General features: G+C 72.6%; 24 protein-coding genes. 10 read left to right on the top strand and 14 right to left on the bottom strand.

Annotation, left to right across the window (positions count from 1 at the left end; all coding sequences use genetic code 11):
- Positions 1-68 precede the first annotated feature (68 nt).
- Both E1283_RS08850 and E1283_RS08845 read right to left on the bottom strand, forming a co-directional pair.
- Complete coding sequence (locus tag E1283_RS08850; RefSeq protein WP_132817368.1) at positions 69-623, bottom strand: NuoB/complex I 20 kDa subunit family protein; 555 nt, start codon at positions 621-623, stop codon at positions 69-71.
- A 16-nt stretch (positions 624-639) separates the two neighbouring features.
- Positions 640-999: an NADH-quinone oxidoreductase subunit A gene (locus E1283_RS08845; protein WP_132817367.1), complete on the bottom strand. Its 360-nt coding sequence runs from the start codon at positions 997-999 to the stop codon at positions 640-642.
- A 324-nt stretch (positions 1,000-1,323) separates the two neighbouring features.
- Here E1283_RS08845 and E1283_RS08840 point away from each other — a divergent pair, with 324 nt between their 5' ends.
- Positions 1,324-2,115, top strand: a complete 792-nt coding sequence (locus tag E1283_RS08840) for a sulfite exporter TauE/SafE family protein (RefSeq protein WP_132817366.1) — start codon at positions 1,324-1,326, stop codon at positions 2,113-2,115.
- A 275-nt stretch (positions 2,116-2,390) separates the two neighbouring features.
- On the top strand, positions 2,391-3,230 hold the full coding sequence (locus E1283_RS08835) for a C40 family peptidase (RefSeq protein WP_132817365.1): 840 nt from the start codon (positions 2,391-2,393) through the stop codon (positions 3,228-3,230).
- 61 nt (positions 3,231-3,291) lie between these two features.
- Here the strand turns inward: E1283_RS08835 and E1283_RS08830 are convergent, their stop codons facing one another.
- From E1283_RS08830 to E1283_RS08820, 3 genes are all read right to left on the bottom strand, one after another.
- Entirely contained in the window at positions 3,292-4,845 is a 1,554-nt protein-coding gene (locus E1283_RS08830) for a hypothetical protein (RefSeq protein ID WP_132817364.1), read from the bottom strand.
- A 184-nt stretch (positions 4,846-5,029) separates the two neighbouring features.
- Complete coding sequence (locus E1283_RS08825) at positions 5,030-6,271, bottom strand: MFS transporter (protein ID WP_132817363.1); 1,242 nt, start codon at positions 6,269-6,271, stop codon at positions 5,030-5,032.
- Positions 6,268-6,759 carry a MarR family winged helix-turn-helix transcriptional regulator gene (locus E1283_RS08820; RefSeq protein WP_243744700.1) on the bottom strand — a complete coding sequence of 164 codons (492 nt, stop codon included), beginning with the start codon at positions 6,757-6,759 and terminating at the stop codon, positions 6,268-6,270. Before E1283_RS08820 ends, E1283_RS08825 begins: the two co-directional genes overlap by 4 nt.
- A gap of 131 nt (positions 6,760-6,890) precedes the next feature.
- Here E1283_RS08820 and E1283_RS08815 point away from each other — a divergent pair, with 131 nt between their 5' ends.
- The gene (locus tag E1283_RS08815; RefSeq protein ID WP_132817362.1) at positions 6,891-7,352 is read left to right on the top strand and encodes a carboxymuconolactone decarboxylase family protein; all 462 of its coding nucleotides are present in this window, start codon (positions 6,891-6,893) and stop codon (positions 7,350-7,352) included.
- A gap of 33 nt (positions 7,353-7,385) precedes the next feature.
- Here the strand turns inward: E1283_RS08815 and E1283_RS08810 are convergent, their stop codons facing one another.
- Both E1283_RS08810 and E1283_RS08805 read right to left on the bottom strand, forming a co-directional pair.
- A complete protein-coding gene (locus E1283_RS08810) occupies positions 7,386-8,696 on the bottom strand; it encodes a geranylgeranyl reductase family protein (RefSeq protein WP_132817361.1) in 1,311 nt (436 codons plus the stop codon).
- 54 nt (positions 8,697-8,750) lie between these two features.
- Positions 8,751-9,461, bottom strand: a complete 711-nt coding sequence (locus E1283_RS08805) for a demethylmenaquinone methyltransferase (RefSeq protein ID WP_132817360.1) — start codon at positions 9,459-9,461, stop codon at positions 8,751-8,753.
- Positions 9,462-9,556: 95 nt separating this feature from the next.
- Between E1283_RS08805 and E1283_RS08800 the strand changes: the two genes are divergently transcribed.
- Complete coding sequence (locus E1283_RS08800; RefSeq protein WP_132817359.1) at positions 9,557-9,928, top strand: hypothetical protein; 372 nt, start codon at positions 9,557-9,559, stop codon at positions 9,926-9,928.
- Between the two features lie 13 nt (positions 9,929-9,941).
- On the opposite strand, the gene E1283_RS37100 is transcribed toward E1283_RS08800, so the two are convergent.
- A complete protein-coding gene (locus E1283_RS37100) occupies positions 9,942-10,115 on the bottom strand; it encodes a hypothetical protein (RefSeq protein WP_165956053.1) in 174 nt (57 codons plus the stop codon).
- 80 nt (positions 10,116-10,195) lie between these two features.
- Positions 10,196-10,939: a TetR/AcrR family transcriptional regulator gene (locus E1283_RS08795; RefSeq protein ID WP_132817358.1), complete on the bottom strand. Its 744-nt coding sequence runs from the start codon at positions 10,937-10,939 to the stop codon at positions 10,196-10,198.
- 85 nt (positions 10,940-11,024) lie between these two features.
- On the opposite strand from E1283_RS08795, the gene E1283_RS08790 reads away from it, so the two are divergent.
- The gene (locus tag E1283_RS08790; protein WP_243744698.1) at positions 11,025-12,446 is read left to right on the top strand and encodes an MFS transporter; all 1,422 of its coding nucleotides are present in this window, start codon (positions 11,025-11,027) and stop codon (positions 12,444-12,446) included.
- Here the strand turns inward: E1283_RS08790 and E1283_RS08785 are convergent.
- Positions 12,443-13,075: a TetR/AcrR family transcriptional regulator gene (locus tag E1283_RS08785; protein WP_207930337.1), complete on the bottom strand. Its 633-nt coding sequence runs from the start codon at positions 13,073-13,075 to the stop codon at positions 12,443-12,445. The genes E1283_RS08790 and E1283_RS08785 overlap by 4 nt on opposite strands.
- 51 nt (positions 13,076-13,126) lie before the next feature.
- Here E1283_RS08785 and E1283_RS08780 point away from each other — a divergent pair, with 51 nt between their 5' ends.
- Both E1283_RS08780 and E1283_RS08775 read left to right on the top strand, forming a co-directional pair.
- Entirely contained in the window at positions 13,127-13,981 is an 855-nt protein-coding gene (locus E1283_RS08780) for an SDR family NAD(P)-dependent oxidoreductase (protein WP_132817357.1), read from the top strand.
- A gap of 43 nt (positions 13,982-14,024) precedes the next feature.
- Positions 14,025-14,444 carry an RDD family protein gene (locus tag E1283_RS08775; RefSeq protein WP_132817356.1) on the top strand — a complete coding sequence of 140 codons (420 nt, stop codon included), beginning with the start codon at positions 14,025-14,027 and terminating at the stop codon, positions 14,442-14,444.
- An 85-nt stretch (positions 14,445-14,529) separates the two neighbouring features.
- Here E1283_RS08775 and E1283_RS08770 read toward each other — a convergent pair whose 3' ends face one another.
- Positions 14,530-14,736, bottom strand: a complete 207-nt coding sequence (locus E1283_RS08770) for a cold-shock protein (RefSeq protein WP_132817355.1) — start codon at positions 14,734-14,736, stop codon at positions 14,530-14,532.
- A 235-nt stretch (positions 14,737-14,971) separates the two neighbouring features.
- Between E1283_RS08770 and E1283_RS08765 the strand changes: the two genes are divergently transcribed.
- The 3 genes from E1283_RS08765 to mqnC all read left to right on the top strand — a co-directional run bounded on the left by E1283_RS08765 (position 14,972) and on the right by mqnC (position 18,617).
- Entirely contained in the window at positions 14,972-15,823 is an 852-nt protein-coding gene (locus E1283_RS08765) for a menaquinone biosynthetic enzyme MqnA/MqnD family protein (RefSeq protein WP_207930336.1), read from the top strand.
- Between the two features lie 25 nt (positions 15,824-15,848).
- On the top strand, positions 15,849-17,360 hold the full coding sequence (locus E1283_RS08760; protein WP_132817354.1) for a serine/threonine-protein kinase: 1,512 nt from the start codon (positions 15,849-15,851) through the stop codon (positions 17,358-17,360).
- A 63-nt stretch (positions 17,361-17,423) separates the two neighbouring features.
- Positions 17,424-18,617 (top strand): cyclic dehypoxanthinyl futalosine synthase, encoded by a 1,194-nt coding sequence (mqnC, locus tag E1283_RS08755; RefSeq protein WP_132817353.1) that lies wholly within the window; start codon positions 17,424-17,426, stop codon positions 18,615-18,617.
- Positions 18,618-18,633: 16 nt separating this feature from the next.
- Here the strand turns inward: mqnC and E1283_RS08750 are convergent, their stop codons facing one another.
- The 3 genes from E1283_RS08750 to E1283_RS08740 form a co-directional block, all read right to left on the bottom strand.
- Positions 18,634-19,977, bottom strand: a complete 1,344-nt coding sequence (locus tag E1283_RS08750) for an ABC transporter substrate-binding protein (protein WP_132817352.1) — start codon at positions 19,975-19,977, stop codon at positions 18,634-18,636.
- A 47-nt stretch (positions 19,978-20,024) separates the two neighbouring features.
- On the bottom strand, positions 20,025-20,894 hold the full coding sequence (locus E1283_RS08745) for a carbohydrate ABC transporter permease (RefSeq protein WP_132817351.1): 870 nt from the start codon (positions 20,892-20,894) through the stop codon (positions 20,025-20,027).
- The coding region (locus E1283_RS08740) for a carbohydrate ABC transporter permease (RefSeq protein ID WP_425086147.1) at positions 20,891-21,815 on the bottom strand (925 nt) is incomplete at its 5' end. The genes E1283_RS08745 and E1283_RS08740, both read right to left, overlap by 4 nt.

Genomic DNA, 21,815 nt, shown 5'->3' with positions numbered 1-21,815 from the left:
GGCCGGGGAGGTGGGGTGCGGGTTCGCGTCCGCGAGGTCGTGACGCGGCTGCACGCGCCGAGTGCATGTCACCGCAGCAGCCCCTTCATCTCGATCGTCGGCAGCGCCTTGAGCGCCGCCTCCTCCGCCTCCCGCGCCGCCTGCTCGCGGTTGATGCCGAGCTTCTCCTCGCGGATCTTCGCGTGCAGCTTGAGGATCGCGTCCATGAGCATCTCGGGCCGCGGCGGGCAGCCGGGGAGGTAGATGTCGACCGGCACGACGTGGTCGACGCCCTGCACGATCGAGTAGTTGTTGAACATCCCGCCGGACGAGGCGCAGACGCCCATCGAGATGACCCACTTGGGGTTCGGCATCTGGTCGTAGACCTGCCGCAGCACCGGTGCCATCTTCTGGCTGACGCGGCCGGCCACGATCATCAGGTCGGCCTGCCGGGGGGAGCCGCGGAAGACCTCCATGCCGAAGCGGGCCAGGTCGTAGCGGCCGGCGCCCGTCGTCATCATCTCGATCGCGCAGCACGCGAGGCCGAACGTGGCCGGGAAGACCGAGGACTTCCGGGCCAGGCCGGCCAGGTTCTCCACCGTGTCGAGCAGAAAACCACCGGGGATCTTGTCTTCGAGACCCATCAGATTCGCCCTTCCCTCAGTCCCACTCCAGGCCCCCGCGCCGCCAGTCGTAGGCGTAGGCGACGCCGATCAGCCCGACGAAAACCAGCATCTGCACGAGCCCGAACATCCCCAGGGAGTCGAACTGGACGGCCCAGGGATAGAGGAAGACGATCTCGATGTCGAAGATGATGAAGAGCATCGCCGTCAGGTAGTACTTGACGGGAAAGCGACCGCCCCCCACCGGTTGCGGTGTGGGCTCCACTCCGCACTCATAGGCCGACAGCTTCGCCCGGTTGTACCGCTTGGGGCCGATGACCGCGGCCGCGACCACGGAGAAGACGACAAAAGCGGTCGCTAGGGCCCCTAGCACGAGGATGGGAACGTACGCGTTCACCGGACCTCGCTCCTTCCAGTCGACGGCGACTGCTGATCGCATGTGAGTCAGTTCACAAAGCTGCAGGCATCCTATGCCCCGCCCCCTGTGACCTTCGACACGGGGTCACCCATCAACTTTGTGATCTCTCCCACCCGTCACACCAGACCCCCGTCGAACACGGGCCGGCAGGCCCGGACGTTCTCACCCGAGGTGGTCGATCGACCACGATGTGCGGACAGAGCGCATAATCTCCCACTCTTTCGGGGCGCCAGGCAATATCACTGAGTGTTGAGTACACGCAAATTCGCGCCCGGAACGTCTCCGTGGTAACGCCTTCACCACGTGACTGACATATCTCTCACCACCGCGCTCCTTCTCTGTCTCGCCGCCGCGGCGGCCGGCTGGGTGGACGCGGTGGTCGGCGGCGGCGGACTGGTCCTGCTGCCCGCGATGCTCATCGGCCTCCCCGCCGACCAGCCCCCGGCCTACGCCCTCGGCACCAACAAGGCGGTCGCCGTCACCGGCACCTCGATCGCCGCCGTCACCTACGTCCGCAAGGCGCCGGTGGACCGGAGGTTCGCGCTGCGGCTCGGACTCCTCGCCCTCGCCTCGTCCGCCGGCGGCGCCGCGTTCGCATCCGCGGTCGACAAGGCCGTGCTGCAACCGCTGATCATGGTGGTGCTGCTGGGGGTCGCCGGATTCGTGGTGCTCCGGCCGCGGTTCGGCATGGAGTCGGCGTCGCTGCCGGCCGAGGAGCTGTCCCGCCGGCGCCGGCTGGCGGCGCTGGCGCTCACCGGCGTCGGCATCGGCTTCTACGACGGCCTGATCGGCCCCGGCACCGGAACGTTTCTGGTGATCTCCCTGGTGGCCCTGCTCCACCTGAACCTGCTGACCGCCTCGGCCACCGCCAAGGTCGTGAACGTGGGCACGAACCTGGGCGCGCTGCTGGTCTTCGGACTGAACGGCACGGTGCTGTGGCAACTGGTGCCGTTCATGGCCGCGTTCAACATGACGGGCGGCTGGGTAGGCGCGCGGATGGCCATGAAGAAGGGGAGCGGCTTCGTGCGCGTGGTGCTGCTGGTGGTGGTCACCGCGCTGGTGGCACGGCTGGCGTACGACCAGTGGTTCGCCTGATGAACGCAGCGTGATGACGGCGTGATGTATCCCACGTCGCGAATCGGTAACGAGCGTGCATCATTGATCGAGCCCCCCTTGCCGTGCTAGCCGGAGTTGACGGTCAGACAATCCGGACAACGCGCTGGACAGGGCCGCACTCCACGACGAAAGATCAACTTTCGCGCGAAACGGCGATTCGGACAAATAACCCGCCATCTCGCCGCGTACTCGTCAAGTGTGGCGGACACCACGTTAATTGAGTCAACCGGGCGAGCCTGGTAGCCAAGATGTTCATGTCCCCGATTCGTTACCGAGGCCGGCACCGCAAGCCAAGCCGGTCCCGCACCAGCAACCTGATACGCGGCGGCGTCCTGACCGGAGTCGTGGGCACCGTCGCGGTCACCGGCGCGGCGACCAACTCCGCGCTCGCCGCCGAGAAGCCCACCGAGCGGACCGGCGAACTGCCCCTGCTGGACGGCGTCCTCGCCACCAGCGCCGCCGTGGCCGCCGAGGCCACCCAGTCGTACGTCAGCGACGCGCAGCTCCAGCAGGTGCGCGCGACCGCCCAGGACCAGGCCATCACCCAGGCCCAGCGCGCCGCCGCCGAGCTGCGCGCCGCCCAGGAGGCCGAGGCCGAGCGGCAGGCCCGCGAGGCCGCTGAGGCCGAGGCCGCCGCGCAGGCCGCGGCCGAGGAGGCGGCGGCCCGCGAGGCCGCCGCCGAGGCCGAGACCGTCTCCGCGCCGGCCGCGGAGACGACGTCCGCCCCCGCCCCCTCGGGCAGCGGCGTCGCGGCCGTCCTCGACTTCGTCCGCGCGCAGGTCGGCGACGGCTACTCGCTCGGCTCCACGGGCCCCAACGCCTGGGACTGCTCGAGCCTGATGCAGGCCGCCTTCTCCCAGGCCGGCGTCTCGCTCCCCCGCGTCTCCCAGGACCAGTCGACGGCCGGCACCCAGGTCTCGCTCGACGCCCTGCAGGCCGGCGACATCCTGTACTGGGGTGGGGCAGGCAGCGCGTACCACGTCGCGGTCTACATGGGCGACGGCACGTTCATCGGCGCGCAGAACTCCTCCACCGGCGTGGTCCAGCGCGACATGGACTGGGACCCGCCGTCGGGCGCGGTGCGCGTCCTCTGACGCCGTTTTCCGGACCCGGCGGACGACACCGTCCCACACCGTCCGCCGGGCCGCACGGTGATCACACCGTGCGGTAGGCGTCCACGACGGTCAGCTCCGTGGTGTTGCCGCCCCGGTCGGTGAGGTGTGCGCGGAACGACACCGTGCCGCCGGCCGCCGGGTTGTCCACGGCGACCGCACCGTCGCGGACCTGGACGGACCGCCAGGTGTCGCCACGGTCATGGGAGACCTCGACGCTCAGCGCGCTCGGGCCGCCCTCGGCCGCCGCCGTGCCCTGCACGGTGACCGGAACGACCGTCCGCCGGCCGGCGGGCACGGTGCCGCCCTCGCCGAGTCGCGGGGTGAACCGCACCACGGACATGGGGAGTTCGGTCGACGTCCCGGCGTGCCCCGAGGCGAAGGTGAACGAGGCGGTCACCTCGGTGGACACCAGGGCGGCGGCGTCCCGCCTGACGGTGGTGGTCAGTTCGTACTCCGCCTCCTCCGGCGGCACCTCGATCCACGTCCGGTTCAGCGGCCGGTCCGAGGTGGCGTACACCTCGCCGTCCCGGCGCACCACGACGGACGCCGACTCCCAGCCCCCGGCGGCGCCGCGGTTGCCCTGGTCGTCGCTGAACAGGCCGACGCCGACCGCGATCTCGTCGCCCTCCCGGCTGAGCCCGTCGCGCGCGCCGAGTCCGGGCCCGAACACCGGGGCGCCGACCTCGACCCGCCGCCGCTCACCCGCCGCGTAGCGCTCCAACGCCCCCTCGAAGGACAGCGAGTCGCCGCCGGCCTCGGTGACGTCGAGGCCGTAGCCCCAGCGGCCGGGGGTGAGGTAGGCGGTGGTGGTGCCCGGCAGCTCACGCTCGGCGAAGTGCCCGTCGTGCACCAGCTCGTACAGGAAGTGCAGCCGGCCACGCGCGCCCCCGGCCAGCGCCCGCGCGCCGAGATCGACCCTGGCCAGGTCCCGCCGCCGCTCGTGCTCGTCGAGGCCGGTGAAGAAGGTGCCGGTTCGCTCGTGGGCGGCGTGGTACTCGGTGCCGGTGTCCGGGTTGAGCCAGCTCGCGGCCGCGACCGAGCGCAGCCCGCCCTCGCCCAGGCTCGGCCCGGTGTGCTGGGTGCGGAAGGTGGAGTCGGCGCCCTCGAAGGTGTTCCAGAAGGTGGTGCTCGTGTACCCGTCGCCCCTGGTGAGGACGGTGACCAGGGTGAGCGTGGTCTGTTCGGCCGCGCGGTCGAAGACGGACAGGTCGATCTCCTCGGCCCGGCGGGCGTCGAAGGTGATCGCGGTGTCGGCCGCCAGTTCGGGCAGCGTACGGGTCTGCACGGTGAGGTCCATGGCCGACTCGGTGCCGATCCACCCCATGTCGGAGGTGACCAGGTAGTCGCCGGCCGGCACCTCGACGGTGCCGGTGCCGGCCTCGTCGTCGAGGTAGCTCGTCTCGCCGGTGTCGACGTTCTGGACGACCACGCTCCAGTCGTCCCCGGCCGGCGCGCCGTCGAGCCCGATGCCGTCGACCGTCAGCTCGTACCGCCCCGGCTCTTCGGCCACCGCCGCGCCGTGCGGGGCCAGCAGCGCCCCCACGAACGCGAGCGACGCGGCCAGTGCCGCCCTTCTCTCCTTGCCTGGTCGCACCGATTCCCCCTGTCCGCCCGGATGTCGAACACCCCAGAACATGCCAGGTACATACCGAGTATTAACCCGGAGGCGCAAAGGACCGACCCGCCGCCGATCCCCACCCGGGCAGCGGTCCACCCACGGCCCGGCTCTCGCCCGCCGGCAGCGGGGTCGAGTGGACCACCCGGCCATGCCCGCATCGCTACGCGTCCGCCACCTCCGCACGCGGCACGCGGTACGCCCGCAGCGGGCCGTTGGCCGCGGCCACCGCGGCGATCCCCAGGGTCGCGGCGAAGCCGCCCGCCACCAGGGCGAAGGGGGCCGAGGTGACCGAGGCGAGCACGCCGCCGCGGAAGTTGCCGAGTTCGGGGCCGGCCGCGCCGATGACGTGCTCGACCGAGGAGACCCGGCCCCGGTACTGGTCCGGGGTCTCCAGTTGGACGAGGGTGCTGCGGGTCACCACCGATATCGTGTCGGCCGCGCCGGCCACCGCCAGGCAGCCGAGGGCGAGCCAGAGTGGTCCGGCCAGGCCGAAGGCGGCGAGGGCCAGGCCCCAGACGGAGGCGGCGGTCAGCTGGACGAGGCCGCCGCGGCGCCAGCGGGTGACCGTGCCGGAGAGCAGCCCGGCCGTCATGCCGCCGACCGCGACGGCCGAGAACAAGAGGCCGAGGGTGCGCGGGTTGCCGTCGAAGCGGGTCTCGTTGACCAGGGGGAAGAGCGCGACCGGCATCGCGAGCAGGGTCGCCGACAGGTCGGTGGCCAGCGAGCCCCACAGGGTGGGGCGGCGCAGCACGATCGACCAGCCGCCGCGTTCCGGACGGCGCCGGCCCGCCGCCGCGGCGACCGGCATCGGCGGGAGGCTGACGACCGCGAGCAGCGAGACGGCGACGGCCACCGCCTGCGCCGCGTAGGCGGCCGCGAAGTCCCAGCGGGCGATGATCAGCCCGGCCAGCGCGGGACCGGCCAGCATCGACGCCTGGAAGGCCACGTTGCTGAGCGCGAGCCCCGCCGCGAGTTGGTCGGCCGGCAGCAGCCGGGCCGGAAGGGTGCGGCGGGCCGGCACGCCGAGCGCCATGGCGGCCGATCCCGCCGCGACCAGCGCGAGCAGCACCACCACGTTCGGGTTGCCGGCCATCGCCTGGGCGCAGAGGCCGACGGCGGCGAGGAGTTGGCCGACGGTGGTGGCCCGGACCAGGGTGCGGCGGTCAAGGGAGTCGGCCAACGAGCCGCCGACCAGCCCGAAGAGCAGCATCGTGCCGCCGGTGACCAGGCCGATGGCGCCGGTGGCGACCGGGCTGCCGGTGAGTTCCCAGACCTGGGCGAGCACCGCCACGTTGGCTATCTGCCCGCCGAGCCCGGCGAGTCCGGAGCCGATCCACAGGTCGCGGAAGGGGCGGCTGGTGCGCAGCGGGCGGGTGTCGAGGAACCTGACCCGCGCCCTCACCGCGGTGGCTCGACGAGGTGGTCGAGGATCCGCCGCCGCATCGACCGCCGCTCGAGCGCCCGCCGCAGTTCCTCGACGGCGGCGGTCAGGGCGTGCGGGATCTCCGCGTCGAGTTCGGCGACCGTCGCGTGGGTGGCGCGCCACTCGGCCGCCAGGAACGGCACCAGCGACCGGCCGCGCTCGGTGAGCGCGATCCGCCGGGTGCGGGCGTCGGGACCTGGCTCGGAGCTGACCAGTCCCTCCTTGCGCAGGGCGGCGACGGTCTGGCTGACGGCGGAGTGCGAGCGGTCCAGGGAGTCGGCCAGCTCGCGGATGGTGAGCGGGCCGGTGTGGGCGAGCCGGATCAGCGGATACGCGAAGCGCGGCCGCACCCCCTCGATGCCGCGGGAGAGGTAGACCTGCTCGATCTCGGCGTCCATGGCGGCCAGCAGCTCGTGCAGCGGCCGCCAGGGATCGGGTACGCGTGTCGGATCGTCACCAGATATCACAGCGCTAATATAACAGCGCTGTCAGAATGGTTGTCGCGTCGCGTGCCGGCCGCCGTCACATCCGCGCCGCGGGCTTCGTCAGGACGGTGAAGGACGGGAACGAACCCCCCTGCGAAGAAGGAGAGCGCACGATGCCCGCTCGGATGAAGAGCCCCGCGATGGTCCTGCCGGACGCGATGAAGGGAATCCAGCACCTCTACAAGGCGGCCGCCTCCGGAGGCGTGCCACAGCACACCCTGGAGCTGGTCCACCTGCGGGCCAGTCAGATCAACGGCTGCAGTGCCTGCGTCTTCGGCGGCATCGACAGCGCGAAGAAGTCCGGCGAGACCGACGAGCGCCTGCACCAGGTCGTCACCTGGCGCGAGGCGACCTGCTTCACGGACGCCGAGCGGGCCGCGCTGGCGCTCACCGAGGCCGCCACCCGGATCGCCGACCGCTCGGGCAAGGCGGTGCCGGACGAGATCTGGGACGAGGTCGCGGACCACCACACCGAGGAGCAGCTGGCCGCGATCATCCTGATGATCGGCCTCACCAACCTCTTCAACCGGCTGAACACCACCGTCGAGGAGCCAGCCGGCGCCACCTGGAGCTGAGCCCGGGGCGGCGCCGGGTCCACCGGCCGCCCGTCAGGCGTTCGGCGTCACCTTGGCCAGGCCGTTGATGACCCGGTCCATGGCGTCGCCGCCGACCGGGTCGGTCAGGTTGGCGAGCAGCTTGATGACGAAGCGCATCAGCAGCGGGTGGTTGAGGCCGCGCTCGGTGGCCAGCTTCATCACCTTCGGGTTGCCGATCAGCTTCACGAAGGCCCGGCCCATCGTGTAGTAGCCGCCGTAGGTGTCCTTGAGCACCCTCGGGTAGCCGCGCAGCGCCAACTCCCGCTGCGCCGGCGTCTGTCGGGCCAGGGCCTGGCTGATCACCTCGGCGGCGATCCGGCCGGACTCCATGGCGTAGGCGATGCCCTCGCCGTTGAACGGGTTGACCAGGCCACCGGCGTCGCCGACCAGCAGCAGGCCGCGCGAGTAGTGCGGCTGCCGGTTGAACGCCATCGGCAGCGCCGCGCCCCGGATCGGGCCGGTCATGAACTCCTCGGTGTACTGCCACTCGGCCGGCATCGAGGCGCACCAGGCGCGCAGCACCTCGCGCCAGTCCAACTCCTTGTACGCGGACGAGCTGTTGAGGATGCCGAGGCCCACGTTGGAGGTGCCGTCGCCCATCCCGAACACCCAGCCGTAGCCGGGCAGCAGCTCCGGCTCGGTGCCGCGCCGGTCCCACAGCTCCAGCCAGGACTCCAGGTAGTCGTCCTCGTGCCGCGGGCTGGTGAAGTAGGTGCGCACCGCGACGCCCATCGGGCGCTTCTCGTCCCGGTGCAGGCCCATGGCGAGCGACAGGCGGGTGGAGTTGCCGTCCGCCGCGACCACCACCGGCGCGCGGAAGACGGCCTTGCGCTTCTCCTCGCCGACCTTGGCCTCGACGCCGACGATCCGCCCGGTCCGCTCGTCCCGGATCGGCGCCGAGACGTTGCACCGCTGGTGGAGCCGTGCCCCGGCCTTCTCGGCCGCGTTCGCCAGCTGCTCGTCGAAGTCGTCCCGCCGGCGCACCAGGCCGAAGTCGGGGAACGAGGCCAGCTCGGGCCAGTCCAGCTGGAGGCGGGTGCCGCCGGCGATGACCCGCAGGCCCTTGTTGCGCAGCCAGCCGGCGTCCTCGGAGATGTCGATGCCCATCGCGACCAACTGCTTGACGGCGCGCGGGGTGAGCCCGTCGCCGCAGACCTTCTCGCGGGGGAACGCGGTCTTCTCGAGCAGCAGCACGTCGAGGCCGGCCTGGGCGAGGTGGTAGGCGGTCGTCGAACCGGCGGGTCCCGCCCCTACGACGATCACGTCGGCGGTCTCGTGGCTCTCGGCTGCCTCGGCGGTCTCGGACACGTTCGGCTCTCCCATCGGTCGGGCTGCGGCGGGGCGGCGGCGGGGTTGGCGAAGGCGAGTTGAAGGAGTCTACGCAGGTGGGCCGTCGGCGGGACGGGTGGCCCGGTGCAGCGCCACGATGCCGCCCGAGAGGTCGCGCCAGGCCACCCGCCCCCAGCCGACGGCCTGGAGCCGGGCGGCGAACGCCGGCTGGTCCGGCCAGGCGCGGATGGACTCGGCGAGGTAGACGTACGCGTCCGGGCTGCTCGACACCCGGGTGGCCACCGGCGGCAGCGCCCGCATCAGGTACTCGCTGTAGACGGTGCGGAACGGCGCCCACGTCGGGTGGCTGAACTCGCAGACCACGAGCCGCCCGCCGGGCCTGACCACCCGCAGCATCTCGCGCAGCGCGGCGTCGGTGTCCTGCACGTTGCGCAGGCCGAAGGAGATGGTGACGGCGTCGAAGCAGCCGTCGCGGAACGGCAGTCGGGTGGCGTCGCCCGCGGTGAACGGCAGCCAGGGCACCCGGCGCTTGCCCTCGGCGAGCATGCCGAGGCTGAAGTCGCACGGCACGGTGAACGCGCCGGCCGCGGCGAACGGCTCGGACGAGGTGCCGGTGCCGGCCGCCAGGTCGAGCACCCGCTCCCCCGGCCGGGCGCCGACGGCGGCCGCGACGGCCTTCCGCCAGCGCCGGTTCTGCCCGAGGGCCAGCACGTCGTTGGTGAGGTCATAACGCTCGGCCACCGCGTCGAACATCGCGGCGACGTCCTTGGGCTGCTTCTCCAGCGAGGCTCGTGTCACGGGACCATTCTCCCGGATGCCTCGCTGCGCCGTTCAGGTGACTTGCCCCGCCCGCGGGATGAGCCGCCACCGGCCGGTCAACTACGGTGCCTGGCATGACTGAGCTGCCCCGTGCCCCCCGTGTCTCCCGTGTGCTGCGTCTCGCCGCCGGCCTGACCGTCTCGGCGACCGGCGCGGTCCTCGCCACCGGGAGCGCCGCGTCCGCCGAGGTGGTGCCCGAGGACCCGCTGCTGACGGTGACCAAGGTGGCGGGCACGACGGCGGGAGCGCTCGCCTCGGCCGTCAACCCGATCCTCGACATCCAGCTCGACCCGCTGGCCAACACCGGCTCCGACCCGCTGGCCAACGCGCTCGGCACCCAGATCGCCGACTTCCAGCCGATCTCCACGGCCGACCTGACGGGACCGATCGCCGGCGGCGCCTCCACCCGCGAGCTGCTCGGCGGCCTGCCGCTCGGCCTGGGCTAGCCCCCGGACTCCTTCACTCCTCGCGCTCGGCCTCGCGCAGCGCGATCTCCTCCTCGTAGAGCCGCACCCCGCGCACCACGGCCGCCTCGTAGATCTCCGCCACCAGCGCCCGCGCGCGCTTCTCGTCGAGCGCGCCGCCGGCCAGGTCCACCAGCTTGTCGGTCCAGACGTCGATGAAGTCACCCATGTCCCCATTGGAACCTGGGTCCGCGCGTCCGGCAGCTTGACGAAGCTCGGGCCGCAGGGGCGCCGGGACGCCGGGGCGCCTCATGTCGACAGGCGGTCGCGGATGCTCAGCACGAGGGTGTCGACCAGGTGGTCGAAGAGCCGGTCGGGGGTGGGTCGCGGGACGGTCGCGGCCTCGGCGAGGTGCGGCACGTCGAGGTCGCGGTGGGCGGCGAGCCATTCGGCGGGGACGGGGCCGCCCGCGGCGGCCTCGTCGCGGACGTCGACGAGCAGGGTGAACGCGAAGAGCTTCAGGGCCAGTTCGTGGTGGACGAGCAGCGCGTCCGGCGCGCCGAGGCCGATGGCGCGGAGCAGCCCGAGGAACGCGTCGGGGTTGCGGAGCCGGTTGGGGTGCACGCCGACCGAGCGCACCCGCTCGTCGAGGGAGACCAGCAGCGCCCTGGGGTGGCGGCGGTAGAGGGCGCGCTGCCGCGCGGCGTAGGCGCGGACGCCCTCCTCCCAGCGGTCGGGGTCGAGGCGGGGCACCTCCCACTCGGCGAGCAGCGCCTGGACGGCGAGGTCGACGACCTCCTGGCGGTCCTCGACGTAGTTGTACAGGGCCCGGACGGTGACGCCCAGTTCGTCGGCCAGCCGGCGCATGGTGACGGCCGGGAACCCCTCGGCGCCGGCCAGCCGGAGCGCGCGGGCCGCGATCAGCTCGCGGGTGAGCGTGGGCCGGCCCTTGCGGGTGGCCGGCCGGCGGCGCCTGGCCGGCGCCTCGTCGACCGGCCCCGACTCTGGCTCTGGCTGTGGCTGTGGCTGTGGGGCCCGCTGCGGCTCTGACATCGCGCTCAGCCTAGCCAGCCCAAGGGATCAGCTTAAACTTCATGGGGCGTTGACTTTAATTCGCGACGCTGGCTACGGTGCCCCGGTGACCACGCCACGCGACCGCGCCGTCCTCGTCCTCGTCATGACCGCCACCGCCCTCGTCGTGATCGACATGACCGTGGTGGCCCTCGGGCTGCCGGAGATCCAGCGCGACCTGGGCGGCGGCCCGGCCGCGACGCGCTGGGTGCTGGTCGCCTACCTGATCACCATGGGCGCGGTGACGCAGGCCGTCGGCAGCCTCTCCGACCGGATCGGCCGACGGCGGATATACCTGGGCGGGATAGCCCTGTTCACCCTCGCCTCACTGGCCTGCGCCCTGGCGCCCAACGCGCCGTTCCTGGACGGGGCGCGCGCCGTGCAGGGCGTCGGCGGCGCGGTGCTGATGGTCAACGCGCTGCCGCTGCTCAGCCACCAGTTCGACGGCGACCGCCGCACCATGGCGATCACCTCCTGGGGCACCGTGGCCACCGCCGCCGGCCTGGCCGCCCCCGTGCTCGGCGGCGTGCTCATCGACCTGTTCGACTGGCGGGCGGCCTTCCTGATCAACGTGCCCGTCGGCGTCGCCGCCCTGCTGCTCGGGCTGCGGACGCTGCCGGCCGACCCACCGCGGGACGGCGCCCGGCCGCGCGTCGACTGGGCCGGCACCGGGCTGCTGATCGGCGCCCTGGCCGTGGGCAACCACGCGCTGCTGCGCGGCGCCGAGCAGGGCTGGGGGTCCCCCGCCACCCTGGCGCAACTGGCGGCCGCCGGGGTGCTGTTGGCGGCCTTCCTGGCGGTCGAGCCCCGGGTGGCCGCCCCCACCCTCGACCTGGCGCTGTTCCGCCGGCCGGCCTTCACCGGCGCCGCGCTCGCGGTCTTCATGTCCCGGGTGCTGTCGATCGGCGGCACGGTCTACTTCGCGCAGTACTTCCAGAACTCGCTGCTGCTCAGCCCCGCGCACAGCGGCTGGCTGTTGGCGCCCGCCATCGCCGCCCAGCTGGCGGCCGGCCTGGTGGCCGGCCGGCTGCTCGCCGTGGCGCGCCCCGGTGTCGTGATCGCGGCCGGCTACGCGGCGAAGGCGGTGGGCGCCGGCTGGCTGGCGCTGGCCCTCACCCCGACGGCCGGCCCGTGGACGCTGGTGCCGCCGCTGCTGGTCTGGGGCGTCGGCGGCGGGATCGCGGGGGCGCCGGTGATGGCGGTGGCGATGAACGTCACCGACCGGGCGCGCGCCGGGATGGTCGCCGGCACCATCACCAGCCTGGCCTCGATCGGCGCGGGCGTCGGCACCGCCGTGCTCGGCGCGGTCTACGAGAGCCGGCTCGGCCCCGACGAGGCCGGCGCCCCCTCGCCCGCCGCGGTCGCCGAGGGCGCCGCGACGGTGCTGGCCTGCGCCGGCGTACTGGCCGCCGCCACCGCGGCGTTGGCGTTGCCGCTGATCGGCGCCGCCGGGCACCGGGCCGCCGAGCCCGCCGCCGAGAAGGCCTAGCGGGGCCCGAAGGCGGCGAGGAAGGTGTCGACGGCGGCCACCGCAAGTTCGTCGATCTCGGCCGCGGAGACGGTGCGGGTGCCGAGCCGGGAGCGGCTGTCGATCGGGCCCATGAGCAGGCCGGAGAGCTGCTCGGCGGCGCGGGACGGGTCGGCGACCCGGAGCCGGCCGGCGAGGGCGAGCCTGGCGATCCGGTCGGCGAGCGCCTCCGTGACGCGGCTCGCGCCCTCGCCCCAGACGACGTCGAGCAGGTCGGGGAAGCTGGTGAGCTCCGCGTTCAGCAGCCGCCACAGCGCCCTGGACCGCTCGTCGGCCGAGCAGCGCAGCAGCTGGCGGGCGACCTCCTCGAACGCGGCGCGCAGGTCGTCGCCCGGGGCGCGCAGCAGGTCGACGGCCGCGAGGTTCCTGGCGGTGGCGGTCGTGGCGGCCGCCGCCATCGCCTCGCGGAACAACGTCTCCTTGTTGTCCAGGTGGTTGTAGACGGTGGGCTTGGCCACCCCGGCCTCGGCCGCGATCTCCTGCACGCAGGCGTTGGCGTACCCCTGCCGGGCGAACACCGTGAACGCCGCGTCGAGGATCGCCTGCCGCTTGTCGATGCGCCCGCGCGGGGCCGCTCTCACTCCGCTCACCCCGCCATCCTACCGCCCATCCCGCCACACTGAACTGATAAGTTCAACTTCATGAACCGATCATCCCAGAAATCCGGGCGGACCGTGATCGTCCAGGGCGGTACCGACGGCATCGGCAGGGAGTTGGCCCGCGCCCTGGTGGCGCGCGGCGACCGGGCCGTCGTCCTCGGCCGGGACCGGGCGCGCGGCGCCGAGTTCGAGCACTTCGTCCCGGCCGACCTGAGCCTGGTCGCCGAGAACCGGCGGGTCGTCGCCGAGGTCACCGCCCGCTTCCCGACGGTGGACGCGCTGGTGCTCTGCGCCCGGCACTTCCGCTCGTTCCGCCGCGAGACCGCGGACGGCTTCGAGGACACCTTCGCGCTCTTCTACCTGAGCCGCTTCCTGCTCGCCCACGGCCTGTTGGCCGCGCTGGAACGCTCACCGGCCGCCGCGCCCGCGATCATCAACGTGGCGGGCCCCGGCGCACCGCTCTCCCTGGTCAACTGGGACGACCTCCAGTTCGTCCGCGGCTACGAGGGCCAGGCCGCCCTCTTCCAGGGCGGAAAGCTCAACGACCTGCTGGGCGTCGACCTCGCGGCCCGCGGCCACCGCACCCGCCAGGTGCTGTACCACCCGGGCACCACCGCGACCGGCTTCTCCGGCGAGTACGACGCCGCCACCGAGGCGCACATCGCGGCCATGAAGCGGGCGGCCAAGCCCGCGGCGCCCGTCGCCCGCCACCTGCTCGCACTGCTCGACGCGCCGCCCGCCGAGCCGCTGAGCGCGTTCGTGGAGGAGCGGCGGATCGGCGTCGGCGGCTCCCCCTTCGACCCGACGGCGGCCGCCCGGCTCCGCACCCACACCGACGGGTTGCTGTCGCCGTTCCGTGACCCGGCCGACGAGGAACCGTCGGGGTCCGCCTCGTAGATTCCCTGGCGTCGGACAAGGAACAGCGGATGGAGGACACGGCATGGCGCTGACGCCGAAGAAGGCCGACGAGAGCCGGTTGGTGGCGGCCACCTTCACGGACCTGCTGCTGGCGCTGGGGGTCGGCCTCGCCGTCCTGTGGCGGACCGCGCCCGACCCGGACGGGTTGGTGGACCTGCCGGCACCCGTCGCCTGCGCGCTGGCCGCGTCCTTCGTCAACCACGTGCTGGGCACGGTGCTGCTCGGTGGCAGCCTCGGCAAGCTGCTGTGGGGGCTGCGGGTGATCATGGCGGCCGACGGGCGCCGGCCCGGATTCTGGCGGGCCGCCGGACGTTGGCTGGTCGGCTACGCGATGCTCGCGCTGATGGTGGCGCTGGGGAACGGCGAGGGCGTGGGCCAGGCGTACGGCGTGCGCACCGTGCGCCGGCGCGAGCTCCAGCGCTTCGTCGCCGCCTCCTCCTGAGCGCTCCCGCGCACACCCCCGGAAACGGGTGGGCCCCCCGACCAGGCTGGGCGGGGGGCACCGTGGTGGGGCTGAGGGTGAGACCTCAGCCGGTCACCGAGACGTTCTCGGCCTGGGGACCCTTCGGACCCTGGGTGACATCGAAGCTCACGACCTGGCTCTCCTCAAGAGAGCGGAAGCCGTTGGCGTTGATCGCGGAGTAGTGAACGAAGACATCGGGGCCGCCGCCATCCTGGGCGATGAAACCAAAGCCCTTCTCGGCGTTGAACCACTTGACGGTTCCGGTAGCCATGTAAGCCCTCCCTGGGCCTAAAAAGGGTCGCCCTGCTCCAGAACCCATACGAAGCCTGAAAACGACGAAAGCCCGCGGTCACATGCTCCGCAGGCTCGTACTGCAAGGGAAACCAAACTGCAACTCGCGTCGAGCCTAGCACGCTGTGTGCACGGCCGGAAGGGCACGAATCACCCCCGGGGTGGACCTGTCCCTGACCGCTGGCTCGCACGTTCTCAGGCGTACCCTCCCAAGCGTGACTACACACCAGCGGCGCCGCCCCCGTGTCGGACACATCCAGTTCCTCAACTGCCTCCCCCTGTACTGGGGCCTCGCCAGGACCGGGAGCCTGCTGCACTTCGAGCTCACCAAGGACACCCCGGAGAAGCTCGGCGAACACCTGGTCGCCGACGAGCTCGACCTGGGCCCGGTCTCCCTGGTCGACTACCTGCGGCACGCGGACGAGCTGGTCGCCCTGCCGGACATCGCGGTGGGCTGCGACGGCCCGGTGATGTCCTGTGTGATCGTCTCCCAGCGGCCCCTCGACCAGCTCGACGGGGCGCGTGTCGCGCTCGGATCCACCTCCCGCACCTCCGTGCGCCTGGCGCGGCTGCTCCTCGCCGAGCGCCACGGCGTCCACCCCGAGTACTACACCTGCCCGCCCGACCTCGGGCTGATGATGCAGGAGGCGGACGCGGCCGTGCTGATCGGCGACGCCGCGCTGCGCGCCTCGCTGCACGACGCCCCCCGGCTCGGCCTCGAGGTCCACGACCTGGGGCGGATGTGGCACGAGTGGACGGGGCTGCCGTTCGTGTTCGCCATCTGGGGCGTGCGGCGCGACTACCTCCGCCGCGAGCCCGAGGTCGTGCGCGAGCTGCACCGCGCCTTCCTCGAGTCCCGCGACCTGTCGCTGACCGAGGTCACCAAGGTCGCCGAACAGGCCGCCCGCTGGGAGGACTTCGACGCCGAGACGCTGGAGCGGTACTTCACCACCCTGGACTTCAGCCTGGGCGAACGGCAGTTGGCCGGCGTGGCCGAGTTCGCCCGCCGGATCGACCAGTCCGCCGCGGCCGAGCGCGTCGTCCTGCTGGATCGGGCGGACGGCTGATCGGATCGGACCCGGGGGGGGCGCCATGAGACCACTGGCCGACGACGATCCGTCCGCGATAGGCGAGTACCGGCTGTTGCGCCGGCTCGGCCAGGGCGGCATGGGCCGGGTCTATCTGGGCCGCAACGCGGGCCACCGGGCGGTGGCCGTCAAACTGGTGCACCGGCAGTTCGCCGCCGACGAGGAGTTCCGGGCCAGGTTCGCCCGTGAGGTGGCAGCGGCCCGGCTGACCCACGGCCCGTGGACCGTGCGCGTGCTGGACGCCGACCCGGAGGCCGAGGTGCCCTGGGTCGCCACCGACTACGTGGTGGGGCCCGACCTCACCACCGCCGTCGCCCAGCACGGCCCGCAACCCGAGCCGACGGTCAGGGCGTTGGCGGCCGGCCTCGCCGAGGCGCTGCTCGGGGTGCACCGACACGGCCTGGTGCACCGGGACGTCAAGCCGTCCAACGTGCTGCTCGCCGTCAACGGTCCCCGGCTGATCGACTTCGGCATCACCCGGGCCCTGGACGCCACGGCCCACCTCACCGGCACCGGCATGCTGGTGGGCTCGCCCGGCTACATGGCGCCGGAACAGGTGACGGGCGGCCCCGTCACGCCGGCGACCGACGTCTTCGCCCTGGGCGCCGTCCTCGCCTTCGCGGCCAGCGGCCGGCCCGCGTTCGACGGCCAGGCCCCGGCGCAGCTCATGTACCAGGTGGTGCACGAGGAGCCCGACCTGTCCGAGGTGCCGGGGTGGCTGCGCCCGCCGCTCGCCGCCGCCCTGAGCAGGACGCCCGCCGACCGGCCGACGCTGCCCGAACTGGCGGCGGCCTGCGGGGTGGGCGACGGCGCCGCGGCCCTGGTGACGGCCGGCTGGCTGCCGTCAGCGGTGCTCACGGACATCAGCCGCCGTGCCGAGGAGCTGCTGGTCCTCGACGAGAACACCGGGCCGGGCCGCACCCCCGCGCCTCCCACGCCTCCCACGACGACCACGAGCACCACGCCCCCCGACCGGCCGACCGTCACGTCGGCCGCCGCCACGGAGCCGGAGCCGGCCCGGGTGCGGCCGCCGCGTCGCCGCGCCCTGCCACTCGCGGTCGGCGCCGCCGTCGTGCTGCTCGGCGCCACGGGCGCCGGCGGCTGGCTGCTGTTCCACGGGCTCGGGGGCGGGGGGTCCCCGGACCCCGGGCCGGCGGTCGACGCCCTGCCGGCGAGCCTGCTCGGCGACTGGGAGGGGCCGATCGCGACGGGCTCGCTGCCGATGGGGACCATCGCGCTCACCCTCGCCGAGGGCCGGATCGGCGACGAGGTCGGCACCGCGATCCACACCGACCTCATCGGCCTCTCCTCCTGCCTCGACCGCCTCACGCTGCGCGCGGTCGACGAGAACCGGCTGGTGTTCGAGGGGCTGCTCGACGAGGAGGGCTCCAGCGGCCCGATGTGCGTGGCCGACCCGTACGAGCTGGAGATCGAGGTGCTGGGCGAGGACACGGTCCAGTACGTCAACACGCATCCCAGCAGCCCGTCGGAGGGCACGCTCGCCCGCCAGTCGTGAGCGCCGCGGAGTGCTGGCGTACGCTTGAACGGTCGTTTCGCCACCGTCGAAGGGATATGCCCGATGGGCCAGCAGGCTGACCGCGCGACCATGCTCGACCGTGCCGCGGGCGGTGGCCGGCTGACGCCCGAAGAGGCGCTCGACCTCTACCGTTTCGCGCCGTTGCACGCGCTGGGCGCGGCCGCCGACGCGGCGCGCCGCCGCCGGTACGCGGGCGTGGAGCACATCGCCACGTACATCATCGAGCGCAACATCAACTACACCAACGCCTGCGTGACGGCCTGCAAGTTCTGCGCCTTCTACGCGCCGCCCAAGAGCGACAAGGTGTGGACCCGCGACCTCGACGACATCCTGCGGCGCTGCGCCGAGACCGTCGAACTGGGCGGCACCCAGATCATGTTCCAGGGCGGCCACCACCCGGACTACGGCGTGGAGTACTACGAGCGGCACTTCCGCGCCATCAAGGACGCGTTCCCGCAGCTGGTGATCCACTCGCTGGGTGCCTCCGAGGTGGACCACATGGCGCGGATCTCCGGGGTCTCGGCCGAGGAGGCGATCAGCCGGATCCACGCGGCCGGCCTCGACTCGTTCGCCGGCGCCGGCGCCGAACTGCTGCCCGCCAGGCCCCGGCAGGCGATCGCGCCGCTGAAGGAGTCCGGCGAGCGCTGGTTGGAGATCATGGAGACGGCGCACCGGCTCGGCGTCGAGTCCACCTCGACGATGCTGATGGGCACCGGCGAGACCAACGCGGAGCGCATCGAGCACCTGCGGATGATCCGGGACTCCCAGGACCGCACCGGCGGCTTCCGGGCGTTCATCCCCTACCTCTACCAGCCGCAGAACAACCACCTGCGCGGCCGCACCCAGGCGACGATCTTCGAGTACCTGCGGATGCTCGCCGTCGCCCGGCTCTTCCTGGACAACGTGGCGCACATCCAGGGCTCCTGGCTGACCACCGGCAAGGAGGCCGGGCAGCTGTCGCTGCACTACGGCGCCGACGACCTGGGCTCGGTGATGCTGGAGGAGAACGTGGTCTCCTCGGCCGGCGCCAAGCACCGCTCCAACCGGATGGAGCTGCTGCACCTGATCCGGGCCGCCGGCCGGGTGCCGGCGCAGCGCGCCACCACCTACGAGCACCTGGTGGTCCACGACGACCCGGCCAACGACCCGGTGGACGACCGGGTGGTCTCCCACCTGTCGTCCACCGCGATCGAGGGCGGCACGGCCCACCCCGAGCTGACCGTGCTCAACTCCTGAGCCCGGGCTGCCGGCGTCAGTCCCCGAAGAGGTCGTTCACCTCCTCGTTGGCCGCCACCAGCCGGTCGAGCGGGGCACCCGAGAGCACCGCCTCCAGGGCGGGCGTCATGATGGCGTCGATGTCGGCGGCGTGGTCGGTGATGGGGAACAGGAACGTGGTGCCCTCCGACACCTGCCGGGTGAACGGCTCCACGTCGACGCCGTCCGCGGCGTACGCGTCGCGGGTGCGTTCCCACGCCTCGGTGATCGCCGGGAAGACGACGCGGTGCTCGGCGACCACCCGTTGGCAGGCGGGCGAGGCCAGGTAGGCGACCCACCGCCAGGCCGCCTCGGGGTCGTCGGTACCGCGGTAGATCGAGTCGGCCAGGCCGTTGAACATGCTGGCCCGCTCGCCGGTGGGGCCGATCGGGGTCGGCGCCATGCCGACGTCCAGGCCCTCGTAGCCGAGGAAGGTGCCGATCATCCAGCTGCCGTTGCTGGCCATGGCGGCGTTGCCGGCGGCCAGTTGGTCGCTGGACTGGACACCGGTCTGCTGCTCGAGCGACGGCATGTAGCCCTTGTCGATCAGCCCGCGCCACCAGTCGACGGTCTCCAGGAACGCGGGGTCGTCGAAGTTGAAGCGCTCGCCCCACGGGTTGGTGTCGGTGGCCTGCCAGCCGTTGGCGGCCGCGTAGAACGACCACTGGGTCTGGCCGTAGTTGAAACCGCCGGTCATCTCCAGCCACAGGCCGTGGACGGCGACGTCGTCCGGGTCGAACCCCGGCTCGTCGCCGCGCACCCCGTTCGCGTCCACGGTGAGCCGGGCGACCAGGTCCTCGAAGGTGCCGCCGTCGTCCGGGTTCCAGGTGAGCTCGGCGAGCTCCGCCTCGTCGACGCCGGCCTCGGCGAGCGCCGCCCGGTCGTAGAAGAGCCCCACGGTGTCCCAGTCCTTGGGCAGGCCGTAGCGCAGGCCGTCCCGGCCGACCCAGAGCTCGGCCAGGCCCGCCTCGTAGCCGTCGAGGGACACGCCGTCCCGCTCGACGAAGTCGTCGAGCGGCAGCAGCAGTCCGCGGCTGACCCACTCGGGGTACTTGGAGAGGTGGTCGGTGAAGACGTCGGGGGCGGACTCGGCGACGAAGCCGAGGGCCAACGACGTCCAGTAGTCGTCCCAGCCGCGCTGCTCGATCACGATGTCGTACCCGGGGTTCGTAGCCTCGAAGTCGTCGGCGCACCGCTGGTAGGCGGGCTGCTGGTTGGCGTCCCAGAGCCAGTAGGTGACGGTCCGCCGCCCCTCGTCGCCACCGCCCGGCGCGCCGCAGGCGGCGAGGGCGAGAGCCGTCACCAGGGCGGCGGCGTACCGCGCGCGTCGTCGAAGTCCCATGGTCTGCCTCCTTGCGTGAACCCTCACGTGGGCCCTCACGTGGGCCTTCACTTGAGCCCGGTGTACTGGATGGCGTCGACGATCCGCCGGCCGAAGGCCAGCAGGATCAGCAGCGTGGGGACGGCGGCGACCAGGGCCGCGGCCATCAGCCCCGCCCAGTCGGGCCCGGTCTGCGGCGTCGAGGAGACGAACGCGCCGAGCGCCACCGTGAGCACCCGCACGCCCTCCTCCTGGCCGACGAGTTGCGGCCAGAAGTACTCGTTCCAGGCGTTGACGAAGGTCAGCACGGCGAGCGTGGCCAGCGGGGCGCCGCTCATCGGCAGGATGATCCGGAGGAAGATCCGGGCGTGCCCCGCGCCGTCGATCAGCGCCGCCTCCTCGATCTCGCGGCTGATGCCGAGGAAGAACTGCCGCAGGAAGAACACGGCGAACGGCGTCATCAGGAGGTACGGCGCGACGATCCCGGCGTGCGTGTTGAGCAGGCCGAGCTCCTTGATCAGCACGAAGTTGGGCAGCAGTGTGAACACCGGCGGCACCAGCAGCCCGGCGAGGAAGACCAGGAACACCCGGTCCCGGCCCGGCCACCGCAGCCGGGCGAACGCGTAGGCGGCCATGGCGGCGCAGAAGACCTGGCCGACGGTGATGAGGGTGGACACCAGCAGCGAGTTGCGCAGGTAGAGCCAGAAGCGGAGCGAGGCGCCCGAGCCGCCCTCGGCCTGCGCCTCGGCCGTGGTGGCGGTGCCGAGCACGCGTTCCAGCGGCCCCCAGGTGAAGTCCACCGGGAGCGGCGACGCGGGCTCGGTGAACAGGCTCCGGTTGTCGGACAGCGCGGTGCGGAGCATCCACGCGAAGGGCGCGACGGTGACCAGCACGACGACCGTCACCACCGCCCAGGCGACGACGCGTCCCGGCCTCATGCGTCCGCCCCCGCGCTCGCGTCGTGCGCGTCGTTCGCCCGCAGCAGGCGCAGTTGGACCAGCGCGACGCAGGCGAGGATCAGGCAGAGCACCGCCGAGATGGCGGCGGCGTACCCGAAGTCGAAGCGGGTGAACGCCTGGTCGTAGATGTAGTACTGGACGACGCGGGTGGCGTCGACCGGCCCGCCCTGGGTGGTGACGGCGACGGTGTCGAAGACCTGCCAGGAACCGATCATCGTCACCACCAGGACCAGCGCGAGGACCGGGCGCAGCAGGGGCAGCGTGACGGAGAGGAACACCCGCCGCTCGCCCGCGCCGTCGACCGCGGCCGCCTCGTAGACGTCGGGGCGGATGGTCTGGAGGCCGGCGAGGATCAGCAGCGCGGTGTAGCCGAGATGGCGCCAGACGTTGACGAGGGCGATGGTCGGGATCGCCCAGGCCGGATCCCCGAAGAACCCGACGCGGTCCACGCCGAACCAGCTCACCACCTCGTTGAGGATGCCGAGGTGGTAGTCCGCCATCCAGTACCAGAGCAGCGCGACCACCACGTTGGAGACGAGGTAGGGCAGGAGCAGCACGCCGCGGATCAGGATGGACCGGGTGAGGCGGTGGATCAGCACGGCGAGCAGCAGCGCGGCGACGGTCTGCACGCCGATGTTGATCAGGACGTACTGCAGGGTGACGCGCAGCGAGTTCCAGAACACGTCGTCGGACAGCAGCCGACGGTAGTTGTCGAGCCCGGTGAACTCGGGCGCGGTGAGCAGGTCGTAGTCGGTGAGGCTGAGATAGAGGCCGCGGACGGCGGGCCAGACATAGAACGTGACGAACCCGACCAACGCCGGCGCCAGAAACACCGCCGCGGCCAGCCCCTCCCGCCGTCTCCGCCCCGGCCCCGAGACACATCCGACGCTGCCGACGAAC

It is taken from the genome of Streptomyces hainanensis (genome assembly GCF_004348415.1).
Lineage (GTDB): Bacteria > Actinomycetota > Actinomycetes > Streptomycetales > Streptomycetaceae > Streptomyces > Streptomyces hainanensis.
Note: the sequence above shows the minus strand (reverse complement) of the source record. Positions and strands in the feature narration are given on the sequence as shown.